The organism is Xenorhabdus griffiniae (assembly GCF_001028135.1).
Classification (GTDB): Bacteria; Pseudomonadota; Gammaproteobacteria; order Enterobacterales; family Enterobacteriaceae; genus Xenorhabdus; species Xenorhabdus bakwenae.
On sequence record NZ_LDNM01000030.1, the window covers coordinates 14859 to 28871 of the forward strand.

10 protein-coding genes are annotated in these 14013 nt (G+C 47.6%); 6 read left to right on the plus strand and 4 right to left on the minus strand.

The features are described 5' to 3' along the window. Positions 1-23: 23 nt before the first annotated feature. The 3 genes from ppc to metB all read right to left on the minus strand — a co-directional run bounded on the left by ppc (position 24) and on the right by metB (position 6480). Positions 24-2660, minus strand: coding sequence for a phosphoenolpyruvate carboxylase (ppc, locus tag AAY47_RS07920; protein WP_047768604.1), 2637 nt, complete (start codon positions 2658-2660; stop codon positions 24-26). A 214-nt stretch (positions 2661-2874) separates the two neighbouring features. Continuing rightward, positions 2875-5310, minus strand: coding sequence for a bifunctional aspartate kinase/homoserine dehydrogenase II (locus AAY47_RS07925; RefSeq protein WP_047768606.1), 2436 nt, complete (start codon positions 5308-5310; stop codon positions 2875-2877). 9 nt (positions 5311-5319) lie between these two features. Beyond that, positions 5320-6480: a cystathionine gamma-synthase gene (metB, locus tag AAY47_RS07930; protein WP_047768607.1), complete on the minus strand. Its 1161-nt coding sequence runs from the start codon at positions 6478-6480 to the stop codon at positions 5320-5322. A 292-nt stretch (positions 6481-6772) separates the two neighbouring features. Here metB and metJ point away from each other — a divergent pair, with 292 nt between their 5' ends. Next, positions 6773-7090, plus strand: coding sequence for a met regulon transcriptional regulator MetJ (metJ, locus tag AAY47_RS07935; protein ID WP_047768609.1), 318 nt, complete (start codon positions 6773-6775; stop codon positions 7088-7090). 84 nt (positions 7091-7174) lie between these two features. On the opposite strand, the gene rpmE is transcribed toward metJ, so the two are convergent. After that, positions 7175-7390 (minus strand): 50S ribosomal protein L31, encoded by a 216-nt coding sequence (gene rpmE / locus AAY47_RS07940; protein ID WP_047768612.1) that lies wholly within the window; start codon positions 7388-7390, stop codon positions 7175-7177. Between the two features lie 231 nt (positions 7391-7621). Here rpmE and priA point away from each other — a divergent pair, with 231 nt between their 5' ends. The 5 genes from priA to hslU all read left to right on the plus strand — a co-directional run bounded on the left by priA (position 7622) and on the right by hslU (position 13977). Continuing rightward, a complete protein-coding gene (priA, locus tag AAY47_RS07945; protein ID WP_047768614.1) occupies positions 7622-9820 on the plus strand; it encodes a primosomal protein N' in 2199 nt (732 codons plus the stop codon). A gap of 220 nt (positions 9821-10040) precedes the next feature. Next, the gene (gene cytR, locus AAY47_RS07950; RefSeq protein WP_047768616.1) at positions 10041-11066 is read left to right on the plus strand and encodes a DNA-binding transcriptional regulator CytR; all 1026 of its coding nucleotides are present in this window, start codon (positions 10041-10043) and stop codon (positions 11064-11066) included. A gap of 72 nt (positions 11067-11138) precedes the next feature. Then, positions 11139-11966, plus strand: a complete 828-nt coding sequence (gene ftsN, locus AAY47_RS07955; RefSeq protein WP_047768618.1) for a cell division protein FtsN — start codon at positions 11139-11141, stop codon at positions 11964-11966. A 137-nt stretch (positions 11967-12103) separates the two neighbouring features. After that, positions 12104-12634 carry an ATP-dependent protease subunit HslV gene (gene hslV, locus AAY47_RS07960; protein WP_047768620.1) on the plus strand — a complete coding sequence of 177 codons (531 nt, stop codon included), beginning with the start codon at positions 12104-12106 and terminating at the stop codon, positions 12632-12634. Between the two features lie 11 nt (positions 12635-12645). Continuing rightward, positions 12646-13977 (plus strand): HslU--HslV peptidase ATPase subunit, encoded by a 1332-nt coding sequence (gene hslU, locus AAY47_RS07965; protein WP_047768621.1) that lies wholly within the window; start codon positions 12646-12648, stop codon positions 13975-13977. The last annotated feature ends 36 nt before the right edge of the window (positions 13978-14013 follow it).

Sequence of the window (14013 nt, forward strand, 5' to 3'; positions counted from 1 at the left end):
TCTATGATTAAAAAATATGTAAACTATCCTGTATTACGCATGCCTGCCGCAACGCCGGCAATCGTCACCATCAGCGCCTGTTCAAGATGCGGATCAGGATTTTCCTGCTGACGGGAGCGCTGTAATAATTCGGCCTGGAGTACGTTCAACGGATCGGTATACACGTTACGCAAAGCAATAGATTCGGCGATCCACGGCAAATCCGCCATCAATTGCTCATCCTGTGCAATGGTCAATACCGTTTCGATATCCTCTGCAAGTTGGTTACGCAATTTGACCCCTAATGACCACAGTTTCGGTTCGACCAAACGCTGATCGTAATATTCCGCTAACCACAAATCTGCTTTGGCAAATACCATCTCCAACATGGCAATACGCGTATTGAAAAATGGCCAGGCGCGACACATCTCCGTTAAAACGGACAAATTACCAGCATCGATCACCCGTTGCAGCGCTGCACCCGCGCCTAACCATGCCGGCAACATCAAGCGGTTTTGCGTCCAGGCAAATATCCACGGGATTGCTCGCAAACTTTCAACGCCTCCTGTCGGGCGTCGTTTAGCCGGCCGCGAACCCAAAGGCAGTTTTGCCAACTCTTGTTCCGGTGTTGCTGCCCGGAAATAAGGCACAAATTCCGGTTGCTCACGGACATAATCACGATACATGTCACAGGAAACATCGGAGAGCGTATCCATAATCTGCTGCCATTCCGGTTTCGGCTCTGGTGGCGGCAATAAGTTGGCTTCTAGAATTGCACTGGCATATAAGGCCAGACTGCTGATCGTTACCTGCGGCAAACCAAACTTAAAGCGGATCATTTCTCCCTGCTCGGTGACACGCAATCCCCCTTTCAGACTGCCCGGTGGCTGAGAGAGCAAAGCTGAATGTGCTGGCGCACCACCACGACCAATCGTGCCGCCGCGTCCGTGGAACAAGGTTAATGTTACACCTTCTTGTTCACACAATTTGATCAACGCATCCTGTGCCCGGTATTGTGCCCAAGATGCCGCCATCACCCCTGCATCTTTGGCTGAATCGGAGTAACCGATCATCACCATCTGCTTATCCTGAATCAGATCGCGATACCACTTAACGCCCAATAGTTGCCGGATAACACCTTCTGCATTGTTCAGGTCATCAAGGGTTTCGAACAAGGGCGCGACAGGCAGTGACAATGGGCATCCCGCTTCTTTCAACAACAATTTTACCGCCAAGACATCAGAAGGGACTTTCGCCATAGAAATAACATAAGCCGCAATCGAATCTTGGGGTGATTCAGCAATCACCTTGCAGGTAGCGAAAACTTCTTGCGTTTCTGCGCTTGGCTGCCAATCACGCGGGGTCAGAGGGCGTTTTGATTGCAACTCGCGTAACAGGAACGCCTGTTTTTCGGTTTCAGGCCAGCTCGCATAATCACCCATTGCCAGATATTGCGTCAGTTCAGCAATCGCATCGGTATGGCGGGTACTTTCCTGGCGGATATCAATACGCACCAAAGACAGACCAAAGCAACGGATGCGACGCAAGGTATCCAGCAATTGCCCGTTGGCGATAATTTCCATATCGCAATCCTTCAGGGATTGATAGCAGGCATATAGCGGTTGCCATAACTGTTCGTTATGCAGGAGTAGATCCGCAGGTGGCAGAACTTGCTCGCCTTTCAGGCGTTTTTCCAGATAAGCCAGTGTGTTATTTAATTGCGTGCGCAATTGTTTGGCAATTTCACGGTAAGGCTCTAAAACCTGCTCACCTCCCGCCATTTGACGCAGTTCAGGTGTACATTCCGACATGGAGAGTTCAGAGACTAAAACCTGAATATCTTTCAGGAACAGATCGGCGGCTTTCCAACGGCTCAACAGTAAAACATGACGGGTAATTTCAGCGGTAACGTTAGGATTACCATCGCGATCCCCCCCCATCCAGGAAGTGAAACGTATTGGCACGGCTTCCACTGGCAAGCTATGACCAATGGATCCTTCCAGTTGTTCATTGAATTCACGCAGGAAGGCCGGCACACCTTCCCATAAGCTGTTTTCAACCACAGCAAAGCCCCATTTTGCTTCATCAATTGGGGTGGGACGGTTCTTACGGATCTCATCAGTATGCCATGATTGGGCAATCAGCTGCCGCAATCGGCGCATGATGTTATTGCGTTCATAATCGGCCAAATCGTCATGATCAAGCTGTGCCAGACAGCCATTAACTTCAACCAACTTATGAATCAGAGTACGGCGGGCAATTTCTGTCGGATGAGCGGTCAGAACTAATTCAATTGCCAGTTCATTGACTGCCTTAATCAAATCGTCATTGCTGAATTGTTTGTCTTTGAGCCGGTTGAACAGCGCGGCCAGCGCGACCGGATTACTTGCCGCTTCGCCGTGTGGAGAAATACTGTGATATTGTTCGGCAACGTTAGTCAGATTTAAAAACTGGTTAAACGCACGGGCAACAGGCAATAATTCATCATTGGATAAATTTTCCAGCGTTGATAAAAGCTGCTGACGGTGAGCCTCATTACCTGCACGGGATGATTTAGATAACTTCCTGATCGTTTCAACTTTATCAAGAATATCTTCTCCTAAAGCTTCCTTAATTGTATCGCCCAGCAACTTACCGAGCATACTGACATTACTTCGCATTGCGGAATATTGTTGATTCATGTGGTTCCTGGCCTTGTGTTGCTGTATGTCACCTATTTCACCAATAAACTGGCTTAATCGGCATTTACCCTATTTTCTGTCCAAATATTTCATGTTTTTGCTATAGAGAGTGTTGTTCTGTTTATCTCTAGCATTCTATTCATATCAGAAAACAAACCACTTGGGCGAATTTTAAAGCCTGATTGCTCAATATCTCTCCGACAGAGAAATTAGGTTACAGAAGTTGTGACAGACGATTTAAATCCGATTGGATTGCCCCCGCAGTAACATCTCGCCCCGCTCCTGGCCCACGGATCACTAACGGATTATCACGATACCAGCGGCTTTCTATCGCAAAGACATTATCTGCCGGCAGCAATGAAGCCAATGGATGATCGCTACGCACCGCTTCCACACCCACTTTCGCCTTACCACTGGCATCAAAACGTGCGACATACCGTAGTACCATGCCCATTTCCTGTGCCGCTTGCAACCGTTGCCGCATTTGCTCATTAATGGCAGCACTGTTTTCAAAGAACTCTTCGATAGAACCGTTCCGAGCCTCTTTCGGTACTAAAGACTCAACACGCACATGATTAGGCTCTATCTCATAACCCGCTTCGCGTGCCAGAATAACCAGCTTACGCATCACATCCTGACCAGAAAGGTCAATACGCGGATCAGGTTCCGTCAACCCTTGTTGCCAGGCTTGTTCTACTAAATCACTGAAAGGCACAGAACCATCAAACTGCAAGAACAGCCAGGATAATGTGCCAGAAAAAACGCCACTGATGGACAAAATGGTATCACCGCTCTCCCGCAGATCCCTGACAGAGTGGTTAATCGGCAGCCCTGCCCCCACTGTGGCGTTGTATAACCAATGACGCCCCGTTTTTGTAAAGGCATCTCGGATCATACGATATGTATTGCTGTCGGAAGAACCGGCAACTTTGTTGGCACTGATAACGTGAAATCCATAGCTGGCAAAGTAGATATACTCTTTAGCCAGTTCTTCACTTGCCGTGACATCCAGTACAACCAAATCATCATAAGGATGTGCCCGTATCCATAAAAACAGGGCATCTTCTTCATGTTCAGTTGCTTCATCATCAAAAAAGGCCAACGCACGACTGGCATCAATGCCCTGATAATTCAGCAAACTCCGGCGACTATCGACGATCCCCGCCAGGATAAATTCAAATCCACTGCGAGCAGAAATGTTCTTCTGTTCACGGGCAAACAACTCCAGCCAACGAGAACCAATATTCCCTTTGCCAAACAGCACTAAACCGATACGTTTTTCTGCTCTGAACAGGCTTTGGTGCAATCCCTGAATCAAATGTGATGTCTGATTCGAACGCAGTACAGCAACCAGACTAATGTCATCTTCTGCATGCCAGATAAATTCAACGGGCTGATCTTTTAATTGTTGATAAAAACGATGGCTATGCAGTGGATTCTTGCATACCCCCGCCCCGACTAATGCCACCAGCGCTAAACCTTCACGCAAAGAAAGTTTGCCGGGCAAGGGGGCATCCTGCAAAACATCCAGGGCGCTATTCACAATCTCAGAGGTATAACAGAGTTGGATCAGGTTGCAATCTGCGTGCAGCCCTGTTGCCAATGGCCGGATTTGGGCGCGTTTCAACAAAGAATCAATGTCTTTATAGACTTGCTTGAAATCGTGGGCTGGAGAAACATGCAATTCAATCAGGCAAACATCATCATGGCTGGTGACAATTTTTGCCCCTGTCCCGGTTGCCAGCACCCGTTCAATCTGTGTGGAACCCTGTTCAGGTTGGTAACTGCAACGCAATTGCAGATCAATATCGCTGAGAGAAACTGGCTGCAATGTACGGGTATGGAGAACGGGTGCGGCTAAACGTGCCAGTTCACTGGCTTCATCCAAACGCAGCAACGGCAACAGGCAGGCATCGTTGACTTTACGCGGATCGGCACTGTAAACCCCCGCCACATCACTCCAAATTGTGACTTTTTTGGCTCCCGCCAAAGCTCCAACTTGGGTAGCAGAATAGTCGCTGCCATTGCGTCCCAACAATACCGTCTCCCCCTTCTGATTACTGGAAATAAAACCGGTAACCACTAAACGCTTATTGGCGTTTTGGATCAGTAATTGGCTCAGTAGCGGTTGAGATAAACTGACGTCAACTTGCGGTTGAGCAATGCGCTCTGCCCGCAGGAACTGACGCGCATCCAGCCATGCACTGGGGATACCCTGATTTTCCAGCACCGCCGCCATTAAACGGGCAGACCAGATTTCCCCATGACCGACAACTTCGGCATATGTGATATCGGTGACGGGTTTATCCAACAATACGCTCAATCTTTCCAGATCAGCGATAAAGGCTGCGTTCAGTTCTTCTGCAACGGTTTCGGGCAACAAGCCACGGATCAATTCTTGCTGGTAACGCCGCAAAGACTGCTGTATTTGATGGGCTGATATCCGGTCATTCTGACTCAATTTAAGCCAATCAATCAACTGGTTGGTCGTACTCCCCGCAGCCGATACCACCATCAAATCACCCGGCTGGCTGTAGTTCGCCATAATTTCAGCCACCCGCTGATAGCATTTCACATCAGCCAGGCTGCTGCCACCAAATTTATGTAACTGACGGCCAGATTCCGCCCCCGCTGTTGCCAGTATACTCATGATTAATGATTACCTCGTTACCGCTGCCTGAAAGGCATTGTCCAGATCAGCAATTAAATCCTGACTATCTTCAATTCCTACAGAGACACGAAGAAGCAAATCCGTAATCCCTGCCTGATTCCTTGCTTCTGCCGACATTCCCGCGTGTGTCATGGTTGCAGTATGAGAAATCAACGATTCCACACCACCGAGAGATTCAGCCAAGGTAAATAATTTTAACGCAGATAAGAAACGACGCATGGCCTGTTCATCACCCTCCAGTTCGAAACTGAGCATCGCCCCAAAACCTTGCTGTTGCTTAACAGCAATTTCATGCCCCGGATGGTTCTTCAACGCAGGATAGAAGAGCCTTTTCACTTGGGGCTGCTGTTGCAAATAATCCACAATGGCAACAGCATTGTTTTGTTGGAGCAACACACGGGCAGATAATGTACGAATGCCACGCAGTAGCAGATAGCTATCAAACGCCGCAGCCGTCACACCAATATTGTTCGCCCACCATGCCAACTCTTCCGCGATGGATGGCTCCTTAGCGATAATGGCGCCTGCGATCAGATCAGAGTGCCCATTCAAATATTTCGTGCAGGAATGCACCACTAAATCTGCCCCCAAATCCAACGGCTTTTGCAGTACAGGACTTAAGAACGTGTTATCGACGACAGCCAATGCCCCAATTTCATGGGCCAATCCACAAATGTATTGAATATCTACGATCCGCAACAAAGGATTACTCGGTGTTTCAATGAGCACCAGTTTGGGCTTTTGGGCCAACGCCTGTTTCAATGCCTGTTCATCTGACTGATCAACAAAAATCACATTGTATGCACCACGTTTGCTCAGACTGTCAAACAACCGGTAACTCCCGCCATAACAATCATGGGGTGCCACCAATAAATCTCCCGGTTTCAGGAATACGGTACAGAGCAGATGAATCGCTGACATGCCACTGCTGGTCATGACTGCGCCCGCTCCGCCTTCCAGCTCGGCCAAAACCTGTTGGACAACATCACGGCCAGGGTTGCCACGGCGTGAGTAATCATGCTCTCTGGGTTCATTGAAACCGGTAAAGTTGTATGTACTGGAAAGATAGATAGGCGGAACAACACAACCATATTGTTCATCAACATTTAAACCACTGTGAACCGCAATTGTCGCTTGCTTACATCCCATAACCTTTCCCCATCGTCGTTATTATTAGCGTCCCGCAAGAATAACGACTGAAAAGATGGACGTCAATACATCTAGACATCCAAATTATTTTGCGGTTTAATACCACAATTCTATGGCTGTCATTACACTTTATATGTCTTCTGGTTATATTTTATAAATTAGTGCAGGTGGGGCGATATAGTCGACAGGCTAATTATGTTAGACTACTGAATTATCGACATGAAAACAGATCAGGAATTCCTTCCAATTTCTGATCTCAATTACTTGATTCAAAAATTATTTAAGGTATCTCATGGCTGAGTGGAATGGTGAGTATGTCAGCCCTTATGCTGAACATGGCAAAAAAAGTGAACAGGTCAAAAAAATTACAGTTTCAATCCCGCTAAAGGTATTGAAAATCCTGACTGATGAGCGCACCCGCCGTCAGGTAAACAATTTGCGTCATGCAACAAACAGTGAATTGCTGTGTGAAGCTTTTCTCCATGCGTTCACCGGACAGCCTCTGCCTGACGATAACGATTTACGCAAAGAACGCCATGATGAAATCCCAGAAGCAGCGAAGGTCATGATGCGTGAGAAAGGCATTGATCCTGATACATGGGAATATTGATAACAAAAAAAAACGCCCGATGCAAAACATCGGGCATTTTTTTGTTCTGACCCGCCTGTATTGATGACAGGCAGGAGAAAATCATTACTTCTTAGCACCTGGAACGCTGAAACGTTTGTTAAAGCGATCAACACGACCACCAGTTGCAACATCACGCTGCTTACCAGTGTAGAACGGGTGACATGCACCACAGACGTCCAGGTTCAGATCGTGAGCTACAGTAGAGTTGATTTTGATGACATTACCGCAAGAACAATTTGCAGTAATTGCTTCGTATTTAGGATGGATACCTTGTTTCATGGGAAACCTCTGTTCAGGCCGTGTCGCTATCCAGCCTTGTTTTGCTGCCAGACACCACACGTCGTGTTGATAAAAAATATGTATCGGTAATTTCTATACCAAAGGCGGCGGATCATACAGAATATCTGTTTATTGCGCAATGAAATCTGCCGATTTGCTATGATACCCTGATCGCCATATGTTCTTTTATACGTTCTTTCATCTGGTCATTAATTATCTGGAAATCACCTTATGACAGTTGTCCAGGTTGCATTGCCTGTTCCCCTAACCCGCTCGTTTGATTATCTATTACCTACAGGGTTACCTTTACCCGCTATTGGTGTTCGAGTGCGCGTGCCTTTTGGTAAGCGTAATGCGATAGGTATCGTCACGGGTATCGCAGACAGCAGCGAATTTCCTTCTGAGCAGCTCAAGTCTATTGCCACCATTCTTGATATCTCCCCCCTTTTTCCTAACAATCTCTGGCAATTGCTTCAGTGGGCCGTCAGCTATTATCACTATCCGCTGGGCGAAGTGTTGTTCCATGCCTTACCTGTCTTGCTACGGCAGGGAAAACCGGCAGAATTTTCCCCACTCTGGCAATGGCAAGTCACCGAAGCCGGCCGTGAACTTCCACTTGCTCAACTCAAGCGCTCCGCCAAACAGCAAAAGGCATTAGCTGTTTTGCGCCAACGCCCTGTTTATCGTCACCAAGTCTCTGAATTGGAGTTAAGTGAAAGCGCACTGCAATCATTGAAAAAGAAATCACTGATTGCCCTGCATCCCATCCAACCAGAAGCGGAAAATTGGTGTGAGCATTTTACAACCATTGGCGAACGGTTAAAGCTCAATACAGAACAAGCTACTGCGATAGGCGCCATCCGTGCAGAAGATCAAACCTTTTCTCCGTGGTTATTGGCGGGAATCACGGGTTCGGGTAAAACGGAAGTGTATCTCAGTGTACTGGAGAACATTCTTGCACAAGGCAAACAGGCTCTTATTTTAGTGCCGGAAATTGGCTTGACCCCACAGACTATCCGTCGGTTCCGGGAACGTTTCAACGCGCCAGTTGATGTTCTGCACTCCGCCTTGAATGACAGCGAACGGCTGACAGTTTGGCTGAGGGCGAAAAGAGGGGAAAATGCCATCGTTATCGGTACACGATCGGCTTTGTTTACTCCCTTTGCCCATCTGGGTGTCATTATTATCGATGAAGAACATGACAGCTCTTACAAACAGCAAGAAGGCTGGCGCTATCATGCCCGCGATCTGGCGGTGTTTCGGGCGAAAAAAGAGGGGATTCCGATCATTATGGGTTCTGCCACCCCCGCACTGGAAACACTGTATAATGTGCAACAGGGGAAATATCGCCAACTAACTTTGACTCAACGGGCAGGCCACGCCCAAGTAGCCACTCAGCATTTATTAGATCTGAAAGGATTGCCATTGACGGTTGGGTTATCCCAGCCGCTCATCAATCGCATGGGTGAACATCTCAAGGCGGATAATCAGGTCATCCTATTTCTGAACCGTCGTGGTTATTCCCCCGCCGTGCTCTGTCACGAATGCGGCTGGATAGCAGAATGCCAACGCTGTGATCACTATTACACCCTGCACCAAAATCATCGCCACCTGCGTTGCCATCACTGTGACAGCCAGCGCCCAATCCCACGCCAATGCCCGCAATGTGGCACCACTAACTTAATTCCCGTTGGTTTAGGCACTGAACAACTTGAAGATGGTATTACAACACTGTTCCCCAACACTCCCGTTACCCGTATCGACCGTGATACCACCAGCCGCAAAGGCGCACTGGAACAGCAACTGGCCGAAGTCCATCAAGGTGGCGCCCGTATCTTAATTGGTACGCAAATGCTGGCGAAAGGTCACCATTTCCCCGATGTTACACTGGTCGCCTTACTGGATGTCGATGGTGCCCTGTTTTCCGCTGATTTTCGAGCCGCCGAACGTTTTGCCCAACTCTATACCCAGGTTTCCGGTCGGGCAGGACGGGCAGGAAAGCGGGGAGAAGTCGTCCTGCAAACCCACCATCCTGAGCATCCACTTTTGCAAATATTGTTGGAGAAAGGCTACGATGCCTTTGCCCAGCAGGCAATGGAAGAGCGTCAGCAAGTTCACCTGCCACCGTTTGTGAGCCATATCCTGCTCCGCGCAGAAGATCACGACAATCAGCAAGCCCCCGCATTTTTGCAACACATGCGTCAATTGTTTGAACATCATGCACAGTCTGATAATCATTTATGGATCATGGGACCTGTACCCGCATTACAGGCCAAACGGAGCGGTCGTTATCGTTGGCAGTTGATGATTCAGCACCCTTCCCGCATTTTTCTCCAGAAAATGATGGCCGGGGTCTATCCCCAAATCACGACACTGCCACAAGCACGTAAAGTGAAATGGAACATTGATGTTGATCCCAGCGAAAGTTGATAATTATTTCTTTAATTTGCGAAGCACCTCTAAGAAATGATTCATATCACACTTTTTATGCAAACAAAGTAACAGATTGATCGGTTAATCAGCTTAAAATGAAATTATTAATATAATTGTAGAAAACAATGCGCCAGCACGCCCTTCTCAGGCAAGACTGGCGTTTTTTAACAGCCGGATAGCAATCGTTTCGCCGCCTGTGGAGAGCGAGGAGTGGACTATGGAAAAAAGGAAGTGCGCACTGGTAACCATGAAAGATGTTGCCAAAGTGGCTGGTGTTTCTACTGCAACGGTATCAAGAACATTAATGAATCCTGACAAGGTTTCTGTCCGTACACGCCAGAAAGTCGAGAATGCGGTGTTGGAAGTGGGTTATTATCCCCACAAACTGGTCAAAAATTTACGGCGTAATGTATCCAGAACCATCCTGGTTATTGTGCCTAATATCAGTGATCCTTTCTTTACTGAGGTTATTCGGGGCATTGAAGAAACCGCCACTGAACAGGGTTATCTGGTTCTGATTGGTGATTGCAAGCATCAACAGCAACAAGAACATGCGTTTATCAATCTTCTGATCACCAAACGCATTGATGGTATGGTGCTACTGGGTTCCAACATTCCTTTCGATGTTTCCAAAGAAGAACAGAAAAACCTGCCTCCCATGGTTATGGCCAATGAATTCACGCCAGAACTGGAACTACCCACTGTCCATATTGACAACCTGACAGCCGCCTTCAATGCCACTCATCATTTGCAAAAACTGGGGCACAAACGCATTGCCTGCATTACCGGGCCGGAAACCATGCCATTGTGCCACTACCGTTTACAAGGTTACATCCAGGCATTGCGGCGCACAGGAGAAGAAATTCGCGAAGAATATATTATCCGTGGTGATTTCACTCATGAAAACGGAGCAACATTGGCAGAAACCTTGCTTAACCTGCCAGAGCCTCCAAGCGCTATTTTTTGCCATAGTGATGTCATGGCACTGGGCGCAATGTGGCAAGCTAAAAAAATGGGATTAAAATTACCAGAAGATCTCTCTGTTGTCGGTTTCGATAATTTAAATCTGGCTCAATACTGCGAACCCGCCCTAACCACGGTGGAACATCCCCGTTATGAGATTGGATATCATTCCACTCTGTTATTGCTGGAACAGCTTCAAGGCCGTTTGGTTTTTAAAGGTTCAAAATTATTGGAGGCAGAATTGATCATTCGTGCGAGTACTTGTTCGCCTAAAAGCTAGGCAAATAACGACAGCTTAAGTAACATTAGTTACCTATCCTTTAATTTTTTAAATAACTCAGTGAATTAAACAGTGGCACAACGAGATTATGTGAGTCGCGGGCGCAGCAATCCCCGTCAGAAAAGTACTGGTAAGAAAAAAAATCAGGCTCAAGGATTACCCAAAACTACATTAGCCGTTGCCGTGGCCTTAGTGGTCATGTTTATTGGTGGGCTTTATTTCATCGTACACAATAAACAGGAAGAAAATAAGCAGGAAGGAAGTGCACAAAATGCCTCACAGGCTCATCATCAAACCAAAGGGCACGGCCTGCCACCAAAACCAGAAGAGCGCTGGAGTTACATCAAAGAATTGGAAAATCGCCCTGTTAATGAATCGTCCATCCAGGAAAGCGATGCAACAGTAAATAAACCGCTAAACCAACCGCCTCAATTAACGTCTGAACAAAAACAGCTCCTCGAACAAATACAAGCAGATATGCGCCAACCGCCTATTTCATTGAAAGAGGTGCCTTATAACAGTGAACCTGTTCCACGTTCACGTGTGTTGATCACCCCTCCGGCGCAGCAGCATACTGAACAATATTCGCCAGAACAAAAGTCGGCCGCCGTGCCGGAAAAAAAGCCTTCAACGTCTTCGTCTTCCCAAACCAGTACACAGTCTGAGGTAAAAGAGGCGAAATTGATGCTACAATGCGGTTCTTTCCGCACAATGGAACAGGCAGAATCCGTCCGTGCCAGCCTTGCATTCGCCGGCATTGAGAGTCAGATTACCACGAAAGACAACTGGAACCGTGTTGTACTTGGCCCTTATAAAAATAAAGCCAGCGCTGAGAAAATGCGCGAACGGGTCGCAGGTGCTGGCGTACCTGGCTGTATTCTCCGCCCTACCGGGGGTTGAAAAAGTAGAAAGCCCCCCCATCTTAATCTCTAATAATATACACATGGTGATTTTATCAGCAGTGCGCAAGCAATTGTGGGATAACAAATTAATGCTCCGTGTGTACCCTTTTCTATTTTGTAACCAGGGGCTAACTCGTGACTACAATCGTAAGTGTCCGCCGGAATGGCAAAGTTGTCATCGGTGGTGATGGACAAGCAACAATGGGTCATACCGTTATGAAAGGCAATGTCCGCAAAGTACGCCGCCTTTACCATGACAAAGTCATCGCGGGTTTTGCCGGCGGTACTGCCGATGCTTTCACGCTGTTCGAGCTGTTTGAACGGAAACTCGAAATGCATCAAGGGCACCTGACCAAAGCAGCCGTTGAACTCGCCAAAGACTGGCGAACCGATCGCATGCTACGTAAGCTGGAAGCCCTGCTTGCTGTCGCAGATGAAAATGCTTCTCTGATCATTACAGGCAATGGTGATGTGATTCAGCCAGAGAATGACCTTATCGCCATTGGTTCCGGTGGATCATACGCACAGGCGGCTGCCCGCGCGATGCTGGAAACAACCGAACTCGGCGCCAGAGAAATCGCAGAACGCGCTTTAACTATCGCTGGCGATATCTGCATCTACACCAACCATAATCACAACTTCGAAGAACTGCCTTCGAAAGCGTAAGGATAGATAGTATGTCTGAAATGACTCCTCGCGAAATTGTCAGCGAATTAAATAATCATATTATCGGTCAGGATAAAGCAAAACGTGCCGTTGCTATTGCCCTGCGTAACCGCTGGCGTCGCATGCAGTTAGATGAATCACTGCGTTATGAAGTCACACCAAAAAATATTTTGATGATAGGCCCGACCGGTGTCGGTAAGACCGAGATTGCCCGTCGTCTGGCAAAACTGGCCAACGCCCCCTTTATCAAAGTTGAAGCAACTAAGTTCACTGAAGTGGGTTATGTCGGTAAAGAAGTCGACTCAATCATTCGAGATCTGACTGACGCGGCTGTCAAAATGGTGCGCCTGCAATCCATTGAGAAAAACCGCTATCGTGCAGAAGAATTGGCCGAAGAGCGCATTCTGGATGTCCTGCTGCCTCCGGCCAAAAATAACTGGGGACAGACTGAAACTCAGGCTGAACCGTCTTCAACCCGTCAGACCTTCCGCAAAAAATTACGTGAAGGCCAGTTAGACGATAAAGAAGTTGAAATCGAAGTTTCAGCCGCTCCGGTTGGTGTTGAAATCATGGCCCCGCCGGGTATGGAAGAGATGACGAATCAGTTACAATCCATGTTCCAAAATCTGGCAGGCCAGCGTCAAAAAAATCGTAAGATGAAAATCAAAGACGCATTCAAACTGCTGATCGAAGAAGAAGCCGCGAAACTGGTCAACCCTGAAGAATTGAAACAACAGGCCATTGATGCAGTTGAACAACATGGCATCGTTTTTATTGATGAGATCGATAAAATTTGTAAACGTGGTCAAACTTCTGGCCCGGATGTTTCCCGTGAAGGTGTTCAGCGCGATCTGCTGCCACTTGTCGAAGGTTGCACCGTTTCCACTAAACACGGCATGGTCAAAACGGATCACATCCTGTTTATCGCTTCCGGCGCATTTCAGGTTGCCAGCCCTTCTGATCTGATCCCAGAGCTTCAGGGCCGCTTACCAATCCGTGTTGAGTTGCAAGCTCTGACCACCGAAGACTTTGAGCGTATTCTGACTGAGCCTAATGCTTCGCTCACTGAACAGTACAAGGCCCTGATGGCAACGGAAGGCATGGGCATTGAATTCACGGCTGACGGTATCCGTAAAATTGCGGAAGCAGCATGGCAAGTCAATGAAACCACTGAAAACATCGGTGCCCGTCGTTTGCACACCGTGCTTGAACGTATGATGGAAGACATCTCTTTCAACGCCAGCGAACGTCAAGGACAATCCGTCGAAATCAATGCCGGTTACGTCAAAGAGCATCTGGATGAACTGGTTGCAGATGAAGATTTGAGTCGGTTTATTTTATAATCAGTCATATTATTGGTTTGATTAGCGCCAATAATT